Annotated in this window: 16 protein-coding genes and 1 other RNA gene; 7 read left to right on the top strand and 10 right to left on the bottom strand. The window is 56.2% G+C overall.

Annotated features, from left to right (window positions below; all coding sequences use genetic code 11):
• Positions 1-45: 45 nt before the first annotated feature.
• From ACOOFE_RS07160 to ACOOFE_RS07135, 6 genes are all read right to left on the bottom strand, one after another.
• Positions 46-1,758 (bottom strand): peptidoglycan D,D-transpeptidase FtsI family protein, encoded by a 1,713-nt coding sequence (locus ACOOFE_RS07160; protein ID WP_420414320.1) that lies wholly within the window; start codon positions 1,756-1,758, stop codon positions 46-48.
• A gap of 12 nt (positions 1,759-1,770) precedes the next feature.
• The gene (gene ftsL, locus ACOOFE_RS07155) at positions 1,771-2,127 is read right to left on the bottom strand and encodes a cell division protein FtsL (RefSeq protein ID WP_420414319.1); all 357 of its coding nucleotides are present in this window, start codon (positions 2,125-2,127) and stop codon (positions 1,771-1,773) included.
• Between the two features lies 1 nt (position 2,128).
• Positions 2,129-3,169, bottom strand: coding sequence for a 16S rRNA (cytosine(1402)-N(4))-methyltransferase RsmH (gene rsmH, locus ACOOFE_RS07150; protein WP_420414318.1), 1,041 nt, complete (start codon positions 3,167-3,169; stop codon positions 2,129-2,131).
• Entirely contained in the window at positions 3,166-3,633 is a 468-nt protein-coding gene (locus ACOOFE_RS07145; protein ID WP_141185768.1) for a division/cell wall cluster transcriptional repressor MraZ, read from the bottom strand. Before ACOOFE_RS07145 ends, rsmH begins: the two co-directional genes overlap by 4 nt.
• A 460-nt stretch (positions 3,634-4,093) precedes the next feature.
• Positions 4,094-7,108 carry a hypothetical protein gene (locus tag ACOOFE_RS07140; RefSeq protein WP_420414317.1) on the bottom strand — a complete coding sequence of 1,005 codons (3,015 nt, stop codon included), beginning with the start codon at positions 7,106-7,108 and terminating at the stop codon, positions 4,094-4,096.
• 248 nt (positions 7,109-7,356) lie between these two features.
• Entirely contained in the window at positions 7,357-8,358 is a 1,002-nt protein-coding gene (locus ACOOFE_RS07135) for an AraC family transcriptional regulator (RefSeq protein ID WP_420414316.1), read from the bottom strand.
• A gap of 158 nt (positions 8,359-8,516) precedes the next feature.
• Between ACOOFE_RS07135 and ACOOFE_RS07130 the strand changes: the two genes are divergently transcribed.
• Positions 8,517-8,963, top strand: coding sequence for a cupin domain-containing protein (locus ACOOFE_RS07130; RefSeq protein ID WP_420414315.1), 447 nt, complete (start codon positions 8,517-8,519; stop codon positions 8,961-8,963).
• A gap of 27 nt (positions 8,964-8,990) precedes the next feature.
• Positions 8,991-10,478, top strand: a complete 1,488-nt coding sequence (locus ACOOFE_RS07125) for a flavin-containing monooxygenase (protein ID WP_420414314.1) — start codon at positions 8,991-8,993, stop codon at positions 10,476-10,478.
• Positions 10,479-10,490: 12 nt separating this feature from the next.
• On the opposite strand, the gene rnpB is transcribed toward ACOOFE_RS07125, so the two are convergent.
• The 4 genes from rnpB to ACOOFE_RS07105 all read right to left on the bottom strand — a co-directional run bounded on the left by rnpB (position 10,491) and on the right by ACOOFE_RS07105 (position 15,519).
• An RNA gene (gene rnpB / locus ACOOFE_RS07120) (RNase P RNA component class A) lies at positions 10,491-10,890 on the bottom strand.
• Positions 10,891-10,965: 75 nt separating this feature from the next.
• Positions 10,966-13,782, bottom strand: coding sequence for a DUF2339 domain-containing protein (locus ACOOFE_RS07115; protein WP_420414313.1), 2,817 nt, complete (start codon positions 13,780-13,782; stop codon positions 10,966-10,968).
• Positions 13,783-14,115: 333 nt separating this feature from the next.
• On the bottom strand, positions 14,116-14,847 hold the full coding sequence (locus ACOOFE_RS07110; protein ID WP_420414312.1) for an SDR family NAD(P)-dependent oxidoreductase: 732 nt from the start codon (positions 14,845-14,847) through the stop codon (positions 14,116-14,118).
• Positions 14,848-14,916: 69 nt separating this feature from the next.
• Positions 14,917-15,519, bottom strand: a complete 603-nt coding sequence (locus ACOOFE_RS07105) for a Crp/Fnr family transcriptional regulator (RefSeq protein ID WP_420414311.1) — start codon at positions 15,517-15,519, stop codon at positions 14,917-14,919.
• A 344-nt stretch (positions 15,520-15,863) separates the two neighbouring features.
• Between ACOOFE_RS07105 and ACOOFE_RS07100 the strand changes: the two genes are divergently transcribed.
• From ACOOFE_RS07100 to ACOOFE_RS07080, 5 genes are all read left to right on the top strand, one after another.
• Entirely contained in the window at positions 15,864-16,433 is a 570-nt protein-coding gene (locus ACOOFE_RS07100; RefSeq protein WP_420414310.1) for a carboxymuconolactone decarboxylase family protein, read from the top strand.
• A gap of 52 nt (positions 16,434-16,485) precedes the next feature.
• Positions 16,486-17,076 carry a TetR/AcrR family transcriptional regulator gene (locus ACOOFE_RS07095; protein WP_420414309.1) on the top strand — a complete coding sequence of 197 codons (591 nt, stop codon included), beginning with the start codon at positions 16,486-16,488 and terminating at the stop codon, positions 17,074-17,076.
• A 102-nt stretch (positions 17,077-17,178) separates the two neighbouring features.
• Positions 17,179-17,832 (top strand): CoA transferase subunit A, encoded by a 654-nt coding sequence (locus ACOOFE_RS07090; RefSeq protein WP_420414308.1) that lies wholly within the window; start codon positions 17,179-17,181, stop codon positions 17,830-17,832.
• Entirely contained in the window at positions 17,832-18,485 is a 654-nt protein-coding gene (locus ACOOFE_RS07085) for a 3-oxoacid CoA-transferase subunit B (protein WP_141185758.1), read from the top strand. The genes ACOOFE_RS07090 and ACOOFE_RS07085 overlap by 1 nt, the downstream gene beginning before the upstream one ends.
• 140 nt (positions 18,486-18,625) lie before the next feature.
• Complete coding sequence (locus ACOOFE_RS07080) at positions 18,626-20,227, top strand: Na/Pi cotransporter family protein (protein WP_420414307.1); 1,602 nt, start codon at positions 18,626-18,628, stop codon at positions 20,225-20,227.
• The last annotated feature ends 5 nt before the right edge of the window (positions 20,228-20,232 follow it).

Below are 20,232 nucleotides of genomic sequence, written 5' to 3'. Positions count from 1 at the left end.
TACGGCTGCGACCCCGCCGGACCAATCAACTTCCCAAGTGTCTCCTTAATAGGAAATTTCGATCGGTTCATCCCCTTTACCGAACCGCGGCATCACGCCAAGCATTGGAGCGGCCCGGCGAATGATGGATCCAGCGGTCGGGCCTGCGTTCAAACCAGCTGTAGCGCCAATGCCTTCCCGTTCCGGTTTCGGCTCGTCAACAACAACCAGAACCACGTATCTCGGGTCATCCATTGGGAAAGCTGACAAGAAAGAATTGCGGCGTTTGTTGTTCACATAAACACCATTTTCGATCTTCTCCGCGGTCCCAGTTTTCCCGCCAACAGTGTAGCCAGGAACGTCGGCGCGGCGGCCGGATCCAGACAAGACATTCAAGCGGAACAGATAGCGCATCATGCGGCTGACCTCTGGAGAAATGACCTGTTTTTTCAGCGCGTTGACCTCATCTGGAGTACGCGGCATAAAGGTCGGCGGCAGCAAGGACCCACCGTTCACCATTGCCGCGGCGGCAACAGCGGTTTGCATCGGCGTGACCGACAAACCGTGCCCGAAGGAGATGGTCATCGCAGCCAGTTCGTTCCATTTTGGCGGCAACAGCGGAGCAGCATTTTCCGGGAGTTCGGTCTGCAAGCGCTTGGTCAAATGCAACCGGCCGAGGAATTCCTTTTGCCGGGCAACACCCGTTGCCAGCATCATTTTGGCGGTGCCGATATTGGACGAATAGATGAAGATTTCCGGGACGGACAGGATGCGGTTTTTCCCGTGGAAATCGGTGATCGTGCGGCCTGCCGCGCGGATCGGACGGGTCGCATCGAAGCTGTCATTGATGGTAACCGCGCCCGAATCTAAGGCCATCGCCGTTGTGAAGGCCTTGAACACCGACCCCATTTCGAAGACACCGCCGGTCGCGCGGTTGAGCCGGTCCCGCTCCAATGCCTCTGCGCGATCGTTTGGATCATAGTCCGGCAATGACGACATGGCGACGACTTCGCCGGTCTTGGCGTCCAAGACGATGCCAGCTGCGGCGATAGCCTTGTAGCGCTCCATCGCCTTGACGAGTTCGTCGCGCACGACGTGCTGGACGCGCAGATCGACCGACAAGCGCACTGGCTCCATTGAACGGCCAGCTGCAAATCCCACCGACTGCAGATCACCCAACCATTCGTCATCAACGAACTTTTCAATTCCGCTCAGGCCCTGATTGTCGACATTCACAGCACCGACAATATGGCCGGCGGTCGGACCGCCCGGGTAGAAGCGCTGATTTTCAGACAGGAACCCGACCCCAGGTAGACCAAGATCGTGCACTTGCTCGGCCTTATCTGGGGTCATTTCCCGCTTCAGCCAGACAAATCCGGCACCGCTTTCCAGACGGCGACGGACAAGCCCCTCATCCAATTCCGGCAGAACGCGGGTGAGACCCTCAACAGCCTCATCGACATCGATGATCCGGCGCGGTTCGGCATAAAGGGACGCGGTCTTGATATCGGTCGCGAGAATTTCGCCGTTGCGGTCAATCAGATCCGGCCGGGACGCGGCAATGGAATCCTGGGCGGAAATCCAGGCCCGGGACGGCGCTTCATCCATTTGCGCCAGATAAATCAGGCGCCCGCCAATCGCGGCATAAACACACGCAAAGGCGATCATCGCCAGATAGACCCGCGATTTTACCGCGCTCGATGAAACAGAGCTGCGCACCGCCCGCGGCTGAGCGCGCCGGACCTGGAGAAAGCTTGCTGGTTCATGTGCCAAAGTCATTGCCCAAAGCCCCTACCTGATCATCGCCGAAGAGCCGGCATAGCCGCCCATCTGGTCCGCACCGCCGACCGGCTCCAGAATGACCGGACGCGCCGGAAGCTCATCCGGCATCACGATCTGCTTAACTTCCAACGGCTCCAACTGAAGATATTCGTTGTAACGCTCAACGAGGTTCTGCAGCCGGTCCGGCTTGTTCAGCAGGCTCCACTCAGCCCGCAAATGCCGGATGGCATCGCGCTCTTCATCGATTTGCCGCTGTAGCTCCGCAACTTTTTCTGCCGATTTCGTTGCAGCCATCTTCAAGTCGTAAACGGTCGCCGCGCCGATAACGACGGCCACAACGAACAAGATGTTGAGCACTCGAACCATATCAGCCCCCTAGCCCATGGAATGCCGCAAGGCGCGGCACGCCGGCCGCATGAATGTCCAGCTCGCGGGCTGGAGCATCTGTGCGGCGCCCAGCGCGCAGCTTGGCCGAGCGTGCACGGGGGTTGGCATCGGTCTCCGTATCCCGCGCCTCGACGGCCTTGCGTGTCAGATTTTCAAATGTTGCCGGCGGCACTTCTTCTTCCGGCATATGCCGCGATCCACCGCCACGTGTCTTAGTACGATCCTGGAAAAACCTTTTGACAATCCGATCTTCCAGCGAATGGAAGCTGACCAAAACAAGGCGGCCACCCGGCTTCAAGATGCGCTCTGCAGCCCCCAAAGCCTTGGCCGCCTGGTGCAGCTCACCATTCACATAAATCCGAAGCGCCTGAAACGTCCGGGTCGCCGGATGGATCTGAGCCTTCTTCGGCGACCGGCCCAGCACCTTCTCGATCAACTTGGCGAGCTCAAGTGTTCGAGTAAACGGCTTTTCCTTGCGCGCATTGTCTATGGCGTGCGCGACCGAAGTGGCCCGCTTTTCTTCCCCCAGCAATCCGATGATGCGGATAAGATCGCGCACGGGCAGCTCATTGACGACATCGGCCGCCGATGGCCCGGCCTGCTCCATGCGCATGTCCAGCGGCCCATCCCGCAGGAAAGAAAAGCCCCGATCTGCTTCATCCAACTGCATGGACGACACGCCGAGATCGAGAACGACGCCATCAACGCCGTCAAAACCGCTATCGCGGGCATGGGTTTCAAGATCGGCAAATTGACCAGGCACCAGGATGAGCCTGCCATCGGATTGCTTGACCAGCTCCTGTCCGTCGGCAATGGCATCCGGATCCCGGTCGATACCGACTACCGTCGCACCGGCCTCCAGGAGCTTGCGGGAATAGCCACCCGCTCCGAATGTCCCATCGACGATGACGTTTCCAGGCTGCGGAGCAAGCCATTCCAGAACCTCATCGAGGAGAACCGGCACGTGGCGCTCTGGTCCGCCAGCGTCAAGAACGTCCTTCTTGTCGCCGAGCGCCATCATACTGGCTCTCCTTGTGAGGATGCCGGGAGTTGACCCGACAACATTGCGAGTGCGCGCTTTTGGGCCTCTGCGCGATACTCGCGGAACTTTTCCGGTTCCCAGATCTGAAACTTGTAATCCATACCGACAAAGGTGACCTGATCGGTCAAACCCGCGTGATCCCGGATCATATCGGAGAGGATCATCCGGCCATCTCCATCGATCTTGATGATCTCACTGGCGCCGAAGAGCGCTGCAGCCAGCATGTCGTGGTCCGGGGTGAGTTTGGCAAATTGCTGGGCGCGGTTCTGGATCTCTTCAACAAGCTGATTGCCTCCGGCATCCACTGCCGGGCAATGCGCTGATGAGATGCAATAAAGACCTTCAAACCCGTCTCTCGCCAATACCGCGCGGAAGGCTGCCGGGATCGACACGCGACCCTTGGCATCCAGCCGGTTGGTAAAATGCGAAACAAAGCCGGCCATACATCCCCGCCGCGGACCCCCGTCCGCTCAAACCCCATAAACACCCATGAATGAAAGAAACGGGCTGAACCCTGTCAGGACATGCAAATTGCGACGGCAGCTCTTGCCAGCTCGTTAAGTCATGTCCTGAGCCCAATACATATGGGCCCGCACTCCCCATTCTGGGTAACTATGGGATACCATGGGTTTTCATGGGCGGTCAATGGAATCTCATGGATTCCTGGTCGATTTGATCGCACACGACCCCGTCGAGCGACCTTACGCCCAACATGCTTAATGAAGCCTTGACAGAATTGTAGAATCGGAGTCGCAGAAATACGGAGGTTTGACGCGGGCGCAGCGATGAGAAGCCCAGACTTCCGCCTCACTCAAAGACTTGTGGATACAAAAAACGCCGCGGAAAATCCGCGGCGTAAGTTTGAGCATGCGCTCTTCGCGGCGCTCAAAACACTTCGTTGTCTCACAATAAGAAGTCTGTGTTTCCGAGTGCACGAAGCTGGTCAGCGACGCCCCCGGCATCGGTCACAACAGTGTTCCAGTCTGCAGCTGTCAGATTTGCGAGCGACAAATCCTCAGCCTGAACACCTTCCAGCACATAGGTGTGTCCGCCATTGTTCTGAACGGTGATCGTCAGATCAGTCCCGACTTCCTGGAGCGAGATGTCATTGGCTGACAAACTGCTGAAATCCAGCAAATCCTCAGAGGCATCGAAGCTGAAAACAGAGACTTCCCGTCCCCAATCCCAGGTAATTGCCACTGTATCGGCACCAGATCCGAGGTTGATCGTGTCCGACGCCGATGGAGGGACCGTTGTGGCCGGCGGCGTTGGAACTTCCGAAGTGTCCGGTGTATCCGGGGCGCCGGTACCAGGGACAGCGCCAACACCTTCACGAACCTGGAACCCGTCTGTGCCTTGACCGGCAGGCGCTTCCGGCGTCAGCAACGCTTCCCGGGAAACCAACGACACATCGTTCTGATCAATCCCGAACGGGGCTTCCAGATTATCTTCCATCACCTGGTCGAAATGGAACTCCAGATTGCCCGGAATAAGATCGGCCTTCTGCACGCCAGTAAAGGTGAAGCTTTGACCACTCGGCAGAACACTGATGACCATTCCATTCGGCGTATCCTCAACGCTCAAGCGCTCGCGCGTACCGAAATAGAGGAAACTGATCTTCTGTGTCGCCGGATCAAACCCGTTGATGACTTCGGCCTGCCCGTATTCATGAGAGCGGATGTAGACCGTGTCGCCATCCCGCGGGCCGATGCCCTTTTCCCAGGAAAGAACGCCGCCGAGATCCTGACGCAAGTGCTCGTTGCCGACCACACCAAAACTCTCAATGGAGAGATCCGCGAGTTGAACCCCTTGCAGGATCTGCATGTCCGGCCCCCACGGATTGTCGACGACCGGTTCTCCGTTTGGCGTCATGTTCAAGATTAAGCCGTGAACCGAAGCGTTGCCAAAGTCGAGTTGATCCGTGGCCGGGTTAAAGCCGACGATATCGTCCTTGCCAAACTCCGCGGCCCATTTGACGCCGCCGAGATCACTTGCACCGGTCGGGACCGGTGTGTTGGATCCGTCCGCATCATAAATCACATCGAACCCACCGGCATCCGGTGTTTCAATGGATTGACCCAAAAGGCTTGCAACCTCATTGAGCGCAGATTCTTCGGCAACCATGAAATTGTTCATGGTCATGTCCGCTAGAGACACGCCCGTCAGCACCGTTGTGTTGGCAACCTCGCCGGTAGCTGTGTAGACGGTGACCATCAGACCGTTTGCCGTATCCTGGATCTCCAGACGTTCAGCAATGACACCGGCTTCAAGATGAAGCATGTCCCCACCCGCCGGATCAAAATCCGGGATCACACGGGACGGGCTGTTCGGCATGATCATGATCATTTGCGCCCCGCCCGGCATATCCGGCATGTCCGAAGTGCCAGATCCTGAGCCTGTTCCCACCTGCGACAGGATTTCCCGGCCGGTTTCCGTGCTTTGAATTGTGAAGTTCGACGCTGACAGATCGCTCAAGTTTACGCCTTGGAGTGTCACGGTCTGATTGTTCGATGCAATCGTGAAAATCACGTTGCCATTGACTTCCGTGACATCAATCGCTTCCCGCCCAAACCAGTCGATGAAAATGGTGTCACTTTGAGGGTTGAAGTTGGACACGACACGATCCGTGCCCCACGCCCAGGTGATCACAACCGAAGCATTGGCCGCGGTAACCCCAGCGGTCCCGTTCCAGCTGCCCGGATCGGTGGGCGGTGCCGGTGTGGGATCAACAGGGTCCGGGTCAACGGGATCAGGATCGACCGGATCAGGGTCAACCGGGACCTCTGGATCCGGATCAACAGGATCTGGATCCACCGGCACTTCGGGATCGGGCGTTCCGCTATCCTGACCGATCAAACCGAAAATCTTGCTGGCTGTCCCAGAATCCAGGACGGTGAAATTGGAGGGGCTGAGATCAGACAGCTGCACCCCTTGAAGGGTTGTGGTCTGATTGTTGGATGCTACGGCAAACACAACACCGTTTGCCGTCTGGGTAACTGTGAGTTCGGCCGCACCAATCCAGTCAACGAAGATGCTGCCGGTCGCAGGATCGAAGTTCGAAACAACCGTGTCCTGCCCCCACGACCAGGTAATCACGACGTCCGCAGAACCCTCGTCGACATCAGCCGATCCATTGCCCCCATTTCCTGGCGTCCCCGGGGTACCAGGTGTTCCGGGCGTGCCGCCGTCCGGTGTTCCAAGCCCTTCATCCCCGGTCAAACGGCTCTCATAGAAATCAATCGCCTCGACAACGGTCGGAGCATCGAAGCCACCGAACTGCTCCATATACTGCAGAATGGACGTGCCATATTCATCGGTGCTGACCGCCCCGCTTTGCAGAAGGGATGCTGTGCCCCAGGCACCTCGCAAGTGCGCTGCGGCCATTATCCCGGTCAATGTCAGCTCAACCGTTACCGTCTGGCCGTTCTGCGTGTAGGTCGCAGTCTGGCCGATATAGTCGCTCAGCGATTGGCCGCTGTTTGCGAGCTGGTTTTCGATGACCTGAAGATTGTAACCAAAGGCTTCCTGGATCGCGACATCCTGGGCGGCCTTGGTTGTGAAGTCCGCAAAGGAGTTCACGCCGTTCTTCCCGGTCCAGGTCCCGTCCCAGGTGTTGGTGGCAGCCCCGTTTCCATAAAAAACAGTGTCGTCGTAGTAGCCAAGATCGATGAGCAGTGCTTCACCGAACTGAAAGCCGACAAAGCCAAGCGAATTCTGAGACTGGTAGGCCATTGTCTCCCATTCGGCATCGGTCAGCTGAGACCAGCTCGAATACTGCGGAAACCGGTCTTGCACCGGGCCGCCAGCCCATTGATCAAGTTGCCAATCCTGTATGATACCGGCGTCGTAGCGCGCCCGGTCCCATCCAGATTCAAATGCCAGCAAAGCAGACAAGAAGTCTTGATATGTTCCGGCCATGTGTTCCCTGCCTATTGAGTACTTAACAACTCAAGACTAGGCAGCGATGTCGCGCGTAACATGGACGCAAGATTAAAAATTCAAGGAATTATCAAGGCATAACCGCCGCAATTCGCCTTATTTCGAACCACTCACTCAAACGCCAAAGAATATAACACTTCCCAACTAGGTTTTATTCCAAACTTTCGTTCTTTCACCTTCAGGATAGCCGAAACTGTTGAGAGACATCTCCAATTCGTCCTCACGGCCTAGCAATACATCTTGCTGCGCGCGGTTATGCGCGGTGACTCTCCGAAGCGTTTTTTGTAAGTGACCGAAAACCGGCCGAGATGCCGGTGCCCGGAAAGCTCTGCCACTTCGCTAATCGGAAGATGTCCGTTCCCCGCCAGCAGAAGATGCCGCGCCAGGTTCAGCCGGCAGTCTTGCAAGTATTGAACCGGCGTCCGGTCCAATTCCCGTTTGAAAATAAGCTGCAGATTACGCGGCGTGGTGCCGGCAAACCGGCTGAGGTCGAGAAGACTGATATCCTCCCGCAACCGGTCATGGATCATGGTGACAGCTCGCTTCAAAATAGCTGGAGCTGCACGGCACTCCGGCCGGGAAAGCAGCGGCGAAACCGTGTTTTCCTGTATTTCCAGTAGGGCCATTACCAGCCCCTCTTCGATGTGCCGCTGCCGCACACTTGGGGCAGCTTGAAACGCATGGCCTTCTTCAGCGGCATGCACCACACCCGAAAGTCCACGGTACCAGCTTGAAGACTGCGCGCCTTGCAAACAGAATTCGGGCTTGAAGCGCACTCCATCGCCAAGGGACATACCGCTCATTTTGGCAGCGATCCCGGTTACAAATTCTTTGTCGATCTGCAACAGCAGCTGCTCGCAACCAGCGTGCCAGCGCATGGCCGTGTGACGGTCCGGATTGAGGATCGTTGCCGTCTCTCTGCCTGAAGCGACTGTCTGGCAGCCATTGGTAACTTCTGCCGTTCCGTTCAACGGGATCTGGATCAGGAAAAAATCCGTCAACTCGCCCGGCTCAATGGTCACATCCGCGCCATAGCGCAGGTAGTTGAGAGACAGATGCTCGCCGGCAATCCGGTGCTGGCAGGCATCGAAACGATCCGAGACTGTCATCCGGTCTAAACGATGGCTGCAGAAATGGCGCGCGACAATCTCCCGGGCTTCATCCACGTCATGTGTCTGAAAGCGCTGGTAATCGCTGAGCGGAGTTCTGCCATGAGCCTGCAACACCATGAGAAATACATGCCCTCAACGTTGGGGCAGGATCAAGCATTCTCGCTGCTGCAATGCGGCATTTTGCTGCTCCAACCAAAGTAATTTCGCAATCTGGATAATTGTTTCGAACCGGCCAAGGTTAGCCTCTGGGTGTCTAAACAAGAGGGGACATAAAAATGCAAAATGGAGCCGGGGTTACCGCATCCGCTGAAGGACTGGACGGCGTCAGTTGGAATGTCGTCGGCCACACCTACACGCCTAAGGTTCACAGCACCAACGCTTTCATCTGGCACGCAGTTGTGCCCGCGGACACCTTTGTTCCGCCGCATATTCACCCGACCCAGGACGAGTGGATCGTCATGCTGGAGGGGGAACTTGATGTCGAAATGGGCGGCCAAGTCCATAAGGCCGGGCCCGGCGACACCGTCCGCATGCCAATGGGTGAAGCGCATGGCATCTTCAACCGGTCCGGAAAAACAGCGACTTGCGTCTTTGGCGTCGCCCCGGCCCGCAAGCTGTTTGACTTGTTCGGCGCCCTTAACGGCGTGACGGATCCCGAAGAACTGGTGCGCCTGTCCGCCCTTCACGAAGTCGATTTTCTACCCCCGCCCGATCAGGCCTGATCAACCGCGCTTTCAAAAGGGGAAAACATGACCAAACGGAAATCAGTCGCCGTCATTGGCGGCGGCGTCAGCGGCTTGGCGGCTGCCAAGGCGTTCGACGAGCGCGGACATAGGGTTTTTGGGTTTGAGCGCAGCCACGATTTCGGCGGAGTGTGGGAGCTCTCCCGGTCCTATCCGGATGTCCAGACCCAATCGCCTAAGGACCTTTACCGCTTTACTGACCTGCCCATGCCGGACGACTATCCGGAATGGCCGAAAGGACCGCAGGTTCACGCCTATATTCATGCCTATGCCAAGAAACATAATCTGGCGCGACTGTTTCAGCTCAACACGAATGTTCTATCCATGGACCGCCGGGCCGACGGTCGGCCGGGCTGGACCTTGACGCTGGAAGCTGCCGGCAAAACCTGGACCCAGGATTTTGACTTTGTTGCCGTCTGTACCGGCCAGTTCTCGGACAAGAACATCATCTCCCACCCGGGCCAGGATGCATTTATTGAGGCTGGCGGTCAGGTGATGCACAGCTCTGACTACACCGACAGTTCTTTGGCCAAGGGAAAGAATGTCGTGGTGCTCGGCGGATCGAAATCATCCACCGACATCGCCGTCAATGCGGCTAAAAACGGAGCCAAATCAGTCACCATGGTCTACCGCGAACCGGTTTGGCGGATTCCGTACTTTATTGGCGGTATCAACTTCAAACGGTTGTTGTACATGCGCGCCCAGGAACAACAGTTCAACAGCTGGCAGCCGTCCGTTCTAGGCAAAATCCTGTCGACGGTCTTCAAGCCTCTGATCTGGGCCAATTTCCGCGGCCTGGAGACGCTGCTCAAAGCGCAGTTGAAACTGAAGAAATGGGACATGGTGCCCGATGTTCCAATCGAGAAGGACGCATCCTGCTCACTGCCGATTGTGACGCCTGGCTTGTTTGAGGGGTTTGAGGACGGCTCGATCAAGCCGATCCGGGGGACCATCGACCGTTATGAGGACGGCTGCGCAGTTCTGACTACCGGCGACCGGGTTCCCTGCGATGTCTCGGTCCTGGCGGTCGGATGGAAGCTTGGTGTGCCGTATCTGGCGCAAGAACATCAGGACAAGCTGGTCGATGCAGATGGCCAATACCGGGTCTACCGCCTATCGGTGAACCCGGAGCTTCCGGACATGGGCTTTGTCGGCTTCAACTCCAGCTTCTGCACGATTCTTTCGGCTGAAATGATCGCCAATTGGCTGGTGCGCTATGCAGACGGCCAGCTGGTGAACCAGCCAAGCGACCAGGAGATGCGGGACAACATCGAGATGATGCTGAATTGGCGGCGCAAGGAACGCCCAGCGGCTCAGGTCTATGGCGGCCTGTGTTCAGCCCCGTTCCACTTCCGGCACTTCGATGAGCTGTTGGCCGATATGGGAGCAACCGTATCAAAACGGTCCAACCCGCTCGCCGAACAGTTCTCTTATCCGAATGCGGATGCCTATGGCGGTTATCTCGCCAGCACGCCGCAATATGCGGCCGGATAACCGGAAGGAGAATTTGCCAGCCGGCCTGTAAGCCGGGTTCTGTATGGCCCGCAGAAGCGGACGTGACAGCCATTCATCTGGGACGCCTGTTGCCAGACGCCTTACGCAACCAACCCGGACAACTGGCCTGGAAACCAGCCTGGGCCTTGGATCATTCCAGGGTCCGCGTTGTCCCTATTCGGTTTTGCTCCCGGTGGGGTTTACCATGCCGCCGCTGTTACCAGAGGCGCGGTGGGCTCTTACCCCACCCTTTCACCCTTACCCCGGCAAAGCCGGGGCGGTTTGCTTTCTGTGGCACTTTCCCTAAGGTCGCCCTCGCCGGGTGTTACCCGGCACCGTGTTTCCATGGAGCCCGGACTTTCCTCCCCCGCGGCCTTTCGGCACTTGCGGCAGCGGCTGTCCGGCCGACTGGCGCTCCGGGACTTAGGTTGCTTTGAGGACCAGGTCAAGCTGGCCATCAAGTTCTACGTCTTTCCCTGTGTGAAAGCTATCTCGAAGCCGCTTCATCATCCGGGGCTGTTTCCGGCTGTAAAGCCGAGGTTCTTAAAATCATGCGCTGGTAAAGATATCCGATACCGATGAGCGTCAATCCAAGTCCAATAAAGGACATGGCTCGAAGAACTCCTTCAAGCGCGGACATATCGATCAGGAAGACCTTGAATACAACAACCGCAATGATCCCACCCGACGCCTGGCGCAAGCGCAGCTGGTTCCACTTGAGGCCGGCAAGAAGGCAGAGAACCCCTATCAACAGCCAGACGAAGGAATAGACGTATTGCTCCAGATCCCGGATTGGCGAACTGGTCAAAACGTCAGGGCTGAAGCTGTTGCGGATGGTTAGATTGATGAACAAGAAGCCGAATAGAACAGCAAACACAAACACAGTCTTTGTGTACCAGCCGGGCCGGCGGCGTCTCGCGGCAAGTGACAGCAGCCCAAAAAGGATGCAAGGCAATCCGTAAGCAAAAGTCACCCAGTTGATGATCAAGCCTGTACCAACAGACTGGCCGGTCAGGACCGGATTGTTGATCAAAAACAGCGAATAACCGCCGATCGCCATACCGCCAACACTCAACACCATAGCCATAACTTCCAGCACCGATTGCCGTTTTCCTGGCAGAAAGCGTGTCAACGCCAGCGACAAACCGGCGCCGACCAAAACCAGCATGGCGGACCCTTGGAAACGGGACCCCGGGTCATCGAACCGGAACAGCGGATCAACAGCGTGAAGCGACAGCATTGATAGGGTCAAAGCCAAGGCGAAAATCGCAATAGCCTGCATCGCTTCGGACCAACGGTCCTGTTTTCTTGCCGTCATCACCACAGCCGAGACAACGAATCCGGCGCACGGGGCCCCATAACCGTAAAGGAGAGCGTTGAAGACCGGTGTTGTTCCAAGGGCATCGCCGACGATGAAGGGATCCCACAGAAGCCGAAGCACATATGGAATGACAGCGAGCGGTGTTAGAACTCTCAACTGCGGCAATGGATACCGCTGATAAACGAGCATTACCGCCGGTACCAGCAAACCAAGCGCGACTGTAAGCGCGGCCTTTTCAAAGGCCAACGTAGCTGAGAACGTGACGGCAAACAGTCCCCCAATGAGCCAAGCGGACAGGCATTCTGGTCCGCCCAAGACGTTGGAGAGCTCATCTATGAACCGTTCGGCGACTGCGAAATAAAGCAACCCTAGAGCCAGCGCCAATCCCGCGAAGGTTATAGAGACCTGCCAGGATTCAATGCGCAAGTACGCAATTGCAAACAGGCCTGATGTGGCCAAAACAGCGCCACTTGCCATCACAGCCCGCCCAGCGCTCCGCGCGGAACCCAAAATGCCCGAAAAGAAAACGAGAACGCCGAAAAACAGAACAAATCTGATAAATTCGGTCAGGGCATCCGTTGCTTCAGGCGGCAGCGGCGATATCACCTGCGCCAGACCATCTGCACCATTCATCAAAGCTGTAATGTCCAGCTCTGCCTGAAACTGAAAAACATGGATGAGAGCACATATCAGCGGAACAAAAACTGCGTAGCGCAGTGCAGAATGAACGTAGGCAAGAGCAAACGGCAGAAGCAGCAGCATAGCCACTTCAAACCCGCTGGCGCTGACAGAATGCTGAAATTGCATCTGTCCGAGCATGGGCAATGAAAAGATGGATAAGGCGACCGTTGCCGCGCGGTCGATCGGCGCGGCATGTCCCGGATCTACGGCATGAACCCGCCAAACGAAACCGCCATAAACAATCATCAGCGCGCCGGTGAAATAGAAATTTAGCAACAACCTGTCACCCGGAGCCGCGCCGACTTCCATAAGGCCGGCATAGAGAAACAGACCAGCCACTGCAGACCCGGCAAACCAGAGCCATCCCCGAAACCGTCCAATGGCTACAGCGGCGGCTGACACTGCAAGAATGTAGAAGACCAGCGGCAGAATATCGCTAGACTGAGAGCTGATGAGAAACGGCACCACATAACTGCCGAGCAACCCCATTGTTGCCAGCGCCGGACCATGAAGCAGAGCTGTCAGCATTGCTGAAAACGCGAGAAGGCCAAGAAGCACGAAAGCCGCAAGTGGCCCGATCAGGCCGTAAAGCGCATGAGCGGCAAAGACGGAGCCAAACAGAACCAATGTACCTGAAGCGGTGAGCGTCGCCGGGATGTTGGCATTGTCATATCCAGGTACTTTGAAACGCTGCGGCTGCCGCCGGCTCCACTCACCGCCGACAAGAAGCACCATGCCGAGCAGAGCCCCAAGAAGAACGCGAGGAAGCGGCCCGAGCACACCATGGTCCACCGCGTATTTGACCAGGAAAATGCCGCCAATAGCGAGCGTTACGCCGCCAACCCAGATGCTCCAGCGCGCGCCAATTGTTTGTTCCTTTTCGATACTGGCAGATGCCTGCGCCCCGGCTTCCGAAACACTTGCCGCGATAGGCGGCACAGTTTTCTCTTCCTCGGGGATGTCAGTTGCTTTTGCAGGTTTTTGCGCGCGCCAAGGTCCAATTTGGAAATCCGTGCTTGGCGATGGAGGTTCATCAGCCTCGCCCAAAGCATCTGACGGGCGCGCAGAGGGTTTTCTGGTGTCTGCGCCGCCGCTCTCCTCAGCCGCATCTGTATCTGGAGCTACTTTTTTTTCTGCAAAAACCGCCTTCAGACTTGCAAGCTCCGCACGCGTCTTATGCAAATCCTGCGAGAGCCTTGAGACTTGGCGTTCAACACGGGACACCCGGACCAAGAGAACAACGGGCAAGACCAGGGAAATAAAAAATACAACAAGACCGACGACTACAAACAACAAATCCACATCAGTCCTTCCTGCACTCGAAACGTCCTCAAAGCGCTGCACATCCGTGCTCGACAAGCTAAAAATTCACATTCCCGCCGAGGCCACATCAAAAAGTCAAACTGCAATTTGAACCATTAAAAACTGTCCTTCCAAAACAGTAATCCAAAAACACATCCAAAGATCACTGACACCGCATTTGACGGGGCCGTGTGTATTCTCCCGCAAATTTCCCAGGGTCGCCCACATAGGTTTAGTCCGGCGGCACCTTGCCGACTGACTAAGGCACCGAGAACTCAAGTTGGCTTTTTACACAGGGTCATGCAAGCCCTGAACTTAATACCAATTCTCCCCCTACGCAGCTTTCAGCATCCGGTAAGCCAAAGACGGCAGGAACCGGTGAAGCGTATAAAGGACAGGCACCCGGCCCAACCGGATTTCGGTTTTTCCCTGTTCTAGTCCCCGAACAATGACATTCGCAGCATCCGCTGGGTGTAGCGCGTTTTCCTCCCGGCCGGCGGCCATCCGCGTTCTAATCAGATCAGGAACCACATCAGCAACCAAAACCGGTGTCCCTTCCAGCTGATAGCGTAGACAGCGCGCGAACGTCGAAAGACCCGCTTTTGTAGCGCAATAGACCGGCGCGGATTGTTTTGGCACACGGCCCAGCGCCGACGAAATGAAGACGATCTGCGGCCGTACCGCTTTGCGGAGCAGCGGCATTAAGTCCGTGGTCAATTCGATAGGCGCATGCAGATTGATGGAAAGTTCAGCGGCGATCCGTTCCGGTACTGCGGCGCCTTTGGAAAAATCGGCTGAGACCTGAATGGCGGCATTATGGATCAACAGATCCACGCCGACGTCCAGATCATGGATCCCGTCCACAAATTGCCGGCGGCCAGACGGCGTTGACAAATCAAGACAAAAGACGGTCGTATTTGGATATTCTTCCGAAACAGCCGTTAGGGCGCTCTCGGTTCGGCCACACACGATGACATTGTGTCCGCGGCCAGCATAGATCCGGGTCAGTTCAAGCCCCAACCCAACAGCGCCCCCGGTGATGATGATAGTCTTTTTGATGCTCATGCCGGACGGCCTCCTGTTTCTGTTGACAGGAGCAATATCCGGCAGGCCAGAGATCGGCATTATACTGGGTTAAGAAGCACGCCTCCCAGTCCGGCGTGCCCGGATCCGCGACAGAGCGACCGGTGTAATCCCGAGATAAGACGCGATGTGATATTGCGGCAAACGCGGTGCAAGATCTGCAAAATCGTCCAGAAACAACTCGTACCGCTCGCCCGCATCCATCAAGAGGAACGAGGCCTCCCTTTGTTCCTTCTTGACGGCAAGCTGGACAACAAAACGGTTCACCAGGCGCTCCAGACTTAAGTCGGTGGCTGCTAGTTTGCGAACGAACTCCATAGGCAGCGCGACGGTGATCGTCTCTTCCAGTGCCTGTGTGTGGAACGGGCTTGGCGCTTCCGACAGAAAGGTCGACATGCTGGTCACGACACCACCTTCTGTCGCAAAGCTCTTGTTGTATTCCTTGCCGTCTCGGGTCAGGTAATAAAATCGGACCAGACCTGATTGGACGAAGTACAAGCACTTCGGCCGATCTCCCGCAGCGAACAAACTATCCTCACGCTCAAAGCGGCGCACCTCTGCATGGGTACGAGCGGCGGCAGCCGTCTCTGAAGAAACCCCGCCCGTTTCCCGCAGCCAGTTTGAAAACGCTGCAAAAGCTTCTTGGTCGGTCAATTCTGTTCCGTTCTGTTGCTTTTTGTTTGGGCCAGGCCGCCAATCGATCAGCAAAGAGTTACTGGTGACATTTTGGGCAAACGAACTGGTTCTTTCCTATCAACATCACCGGCAAAATCTATTGCCTGCGCTCCGCGCCGTCCAGCTCATCAAACAAACCAGTCAACCTCATCGCCGATTGGATATGCAGATTGATGTCACCTGTTTGCGAGTGGAGCACACGATTTCTTGAGCACGCATCTCATTCGCAGAAACAAGCCCTTTTCGAGTTCAAATTAATTTTTGACTATAGAGTACAAAATACCCATCTCTAGCGCGGCACTTTCGCCAAGATGGAGAGTTCGATGACTGATTTTCAATTGCACACCCAAGAAACGGCACCGGATGGCGGGCCCGCTTTGCTCGACAACTCGATTAAGGCTTTTGGTATGATCCCGGGCCTTCATGCTGTTATGGCTGAATCGCCGGAACACCTGGAGGCTTATCAAAAGCTGCATGAGCTATTTCAGAAGACCAGTCTCTCAACGGTCGAACAAAATGTCGTCTGGCTGACGATCAATGTGGAACATGAGTGCCATTATTGTGTGCCGGCCCACACTGGCATTGCCCATATGCAGAAAGTCCCGAACGACGTCATCGAAGCTCTGCGCAACAAAACTCCTCTGCCAGACCCGCGCTTGGAGGCTCTTCGCGACTTCACCTTAAAAGTTGTCCGTCAGCGTGGTTTTGTCGATGATGCCGACGTTCAGATCTTCCTGGATGCCGGATTTACCAAACGCAACGTGCTCGACATCGTCCTTGGCCTGGCCCAGAAGGTTATGTCAAACTATGTGAACCACTTGGCGCAGACGCCGATCGATGCTCCGTTCCAGAAATTTGCCTGGACAGCACCAGATCGTGCGGCTGCGGAATAGCCCTTTGCCCGGCCGGTTTTCCGGCCGGGCCGCCGACTTTTGATGGGAATGTATGGCTGGACGACCAAAATCCTATGACAAAGACATGGCGATGAAAGCTTTTGTCGATGTGTTCTGGACCAAGGGCTTTGACGCCACCTCCATTGACGATCTTCAAGCCGCCGCCGGCATCAAGCGCGGCAGCTTCTATGCGGCTTTCGGCGGCAAGGATGAGGTGTTTCAGGCCGCTCTTCAGCGCTATTGGGACGAGGTCACCGAACCGGGCCTATCCAGCTTAACCTCAAACAAATCGCCGCTGGACAGTCTCGCAGAATTTATCCGGCACATTGGCGCATTCATGTCGGCCAACACCTTCCGCGGCTGCCTTTTGCTGTCTTCCGCGGTCGCTAAAACGGAACCTCAAACGGTCAAAGGCGCTGTCGCAGGGCACATGTCCAAGATGGAAATCCACCTCAAGAGTCATTTGGAAAAGGATCTGGACCTCAATGCGGCCGGACCGGATTGTATCGAGGCCATCACCGCCTATGTTCTGACTGTGTTGATGGGCCTAAATGCTCTGGCCCGAACAGGTCACGACGGCAAAACGATTGCGTTGGCAGCAGACTGTGCTGCCCGGAGCCTCAAAGCCGAACTTTTCGTCTAAGCTCAATCGACCAAACCTCCCGCGTCGCACAATCTTCATTTGCATATGGTCCTGAAAGCGTTCACGTTTGCCGAACGGCATTTGGGACTTGGGGGCGCATAGATGAAACATGCGGTCAAGGCGGCGGAAGCCGCTGAGATGATACCGGACGGATCAACTCTTTTGATTGGCGGCTTCATGGCCGTTGGATCTCCCCACAGGTTGATTGACGCTTTGGTCGCACGTGGCGCCAAAAACATGACGGTAATCGCCAATGACACCGCGATGCCCGGCAGGGGTATCGGCAAGCTGATCAGTGCCGGTTCCGTCACCAAGGTGATTGCCTCCCACATCGGCCTTAACCCGGAAACTCAGCAGAAGATGATTTCCGGCGAAATCGATGTCGATCTGGTGCCGCAAGGAACGCTGGTCGAGCGGATCCGCGCTGCAGGCGTCGGCCTTGGCGGGATCTTGACGCCAACTGGTCTCGGCACCCTGGTGGAAGAGGGCAAGCAGCGGATTGAGGTCGATGGCAAAGCCTATCTGCTTGAAACGCCACTCGGTGGCGACTTTGCCCTGATTGCGGCCCATCAAGCCGATTATGTCGGCAATCTGGAGTATTCGCTGACCGCGCATAATTTCAATCCGATCATGGCAATGGCCGGATCAACTGTGATCGCCGAACCGCAAACCATCGTCCCAGTCGGCGTGATTTCGCCTGATGCGGTCAAAACACCGGGAATTCTCGTAGATCATCTGCTGGAGAGGGCGCACTGATGGATGCCAAGGAAATCATTGCCCGCCGGGTGGCCCAGGAAATTCAACCCGATACACTGGTCAATCTCGGTATTGGCCTGCCGTCAATGGTCGCCAACTACCTTCCCAAGGATGTCCATGTTTTCTTTCAGGCGGAAAACGGTGTCATTGGTCTCGGTGCCCGCCCGCCGGAAGGTATGGAAGATCCGGACCTAACCGATGCCGGTGGCGGGTTTGTGACCGCGGTACCGGGGGCAGCATCCATTGACAGCGCTATGAGCTTCGGCTTGATCCGGGGCGGTCATCTGGACACAACCGTTTTGGGCGGTCTTCAGATCGATGAGCGCGGCTACCTCGCCAACTGGATGATCCCCGGAAAGATGGTGCCGGGCATGGGCGGCGCAATGGATCTGGTTGCTGGCGCCAAACACGTCATTGTTGCAATGGTGCACACCGCCAAGGGCAAACCCAAGATCCTGCAGAAATGCGAATTGCCGCTGACCGCTCAACGCCGGGTCAGTCTCATCGTCACTGAAATGGCGGTTATTGAGCCCACCGATGATGGTCTTGTTCTGAAGCAGACCGGTCCAAACACCAGTGTTGACGATGTGATCTCTGCGACAGAGGCTAACTTAATCATTCGCGGTGACGTTCCGCAAATGAAGCTTTCTTAAAAAGACGGTCTTCGACCAGCGCAAAGAAAGATCGGCTCTGCTCTCGAAATCGTTGAAACTAGCCTGCGGGGCAAACCTGTTCTCAATTTGTAGGTAAATCTCCAGATGATCCAACGCAGGCTTCAATCTTAAACTCGGACATGTTGCAATCTATCATCACCGTATTTGGTGGGCTCGGCCTGTTTCTGCTTGGCATGCATTTGATGACCAGCGGGCTACGCCAGCTGGCCGGAAACCGGCTCCGTCAATTCCTTCAAAAATCGACGCAAACGCCGCTCGCAGGGGCCGTCTCGGGAGCGCTGGCCACGGCCGCCTTGCAGTCTTCCAGCGCCACCACTGTCGCCACCGTCGGATTTGTCAGCGCCGGCTTGATGACCTTTCCGCAAGCACTGGGTGTCATATTCGGGGCCAACCTCGGCACGACGATCACTGGCTGGATGGTCGCGCTGCTCGGTTTCAAACTCAAAATAGGCTTGCTGGCGCAGCCTTTGATCTTTGCCGGTATTCTCGCGCAGTTGTTCGGTAAGGGCCGCTGGAAACCGTTCGGGCTGGCAATTGCCGGTTTCGGACTGCTTTTTGTTGGCATCGATACACTCACTCAAGGCTTTTCGATCCTGGAAGGCAAAGTGACACCCGATGATTTCCCAGGAGATACGCTCTTTGGTCGGTTCCAGCTGGTCTTGATCGGTATTGTCATCACGCTCATCACCCAGTCATCCAGCGCCGGTGTAGCAACGGCTTTGGCAGCTCTAACTGTCGGAGCTATTTCCTTTCCTCAGGCGGCTGCACTGGTCATCGGCATGGATGTCGGTACAACCGCGACGGCTGCCCTTGCAACTGTTGGAGGATCAGTTGCTTCCAGGCGCACCGGATTTGCCCATGTCGTCTACAACCTGCTGACCGGGTTCTTAGCGTTTTGGCTGCTCATTCCATTGGGGTCGCTCGCTGCTTCTGCAGGGGCCAGTCTCGATCCGCAGGTCGCACTCGTCGGCTTCCATACGGTGTTTAATCTCATCGGCGTGTTCGCAATCGTTGGATTCACCAATCAATTTTCGCGGCTGATCGTGCTGTTAATCCCATCAGGTGAAACCGACCCGGCCGAACGTCTGGACGAAGCTTTGCTTAAAGATCCGGCCAGTGCCCTAGATGCAGCTGACGCTGCCGTTCGGGACCAAGCAACCCTTATGTTTCAAGCTTTATCTGATCAGCTCGGACCAGTGGGTGACAGCACAGCCGCAATCCCTCTCGACACGTTTGACCAATCGATCGACACACTCCGAAGTTTCGTAAACCGAATCCGGACAGGGCCGGAAGATCCGCGCTCCCATGACAAGCATCTAAAGCTTGTACATGTGCTCGACCATATGGACAGGCTTTCTGGCCGGCTTCGGCAGACAGACCGCATCCTGACCATTCAGTCGACAGAAGAACTCACAAGGCTTGCCCGGCAACTAGCCAAACTCGCAGGCGAGTTTTCAGCATCCTCATCATCAAGGGAACTGCCTGCAGAATTTGATAATTTGAGGAAATGCTTTCGTGAAGAACGGTGGCGCTACCGCCATAACGTCCTTGACCTGGCGTCCAGAGATCAGATCGACCTTGAAAACGCCTTCTCCCGCGTCGATGCGGTGCGTTGGCTGCACCGCTCCGCCTATCATCTTTGGCGGATTACTGTCCATCTGAATGGTAAAACGCCGAAATCCGGAACCCGTTTTGAAGTAACATCCAAAGTGGTTGAATAACGCTG

Origin of the sequence: Roseibium sp. (genome assembly GCF_965216085.1) — a bacterium.
In the GTDB taxonomy this organism is placed as follows: domain Bacteria; phylum Pseudomonadota; class Alphaproteobacteria; order Rhizobiales; family Stappiaceae; genus Roseibium.
Note: the sequence above shows the minus strand (reverse complement) of the source record. Positions and strands in the feature narration are given on the sequence as shown.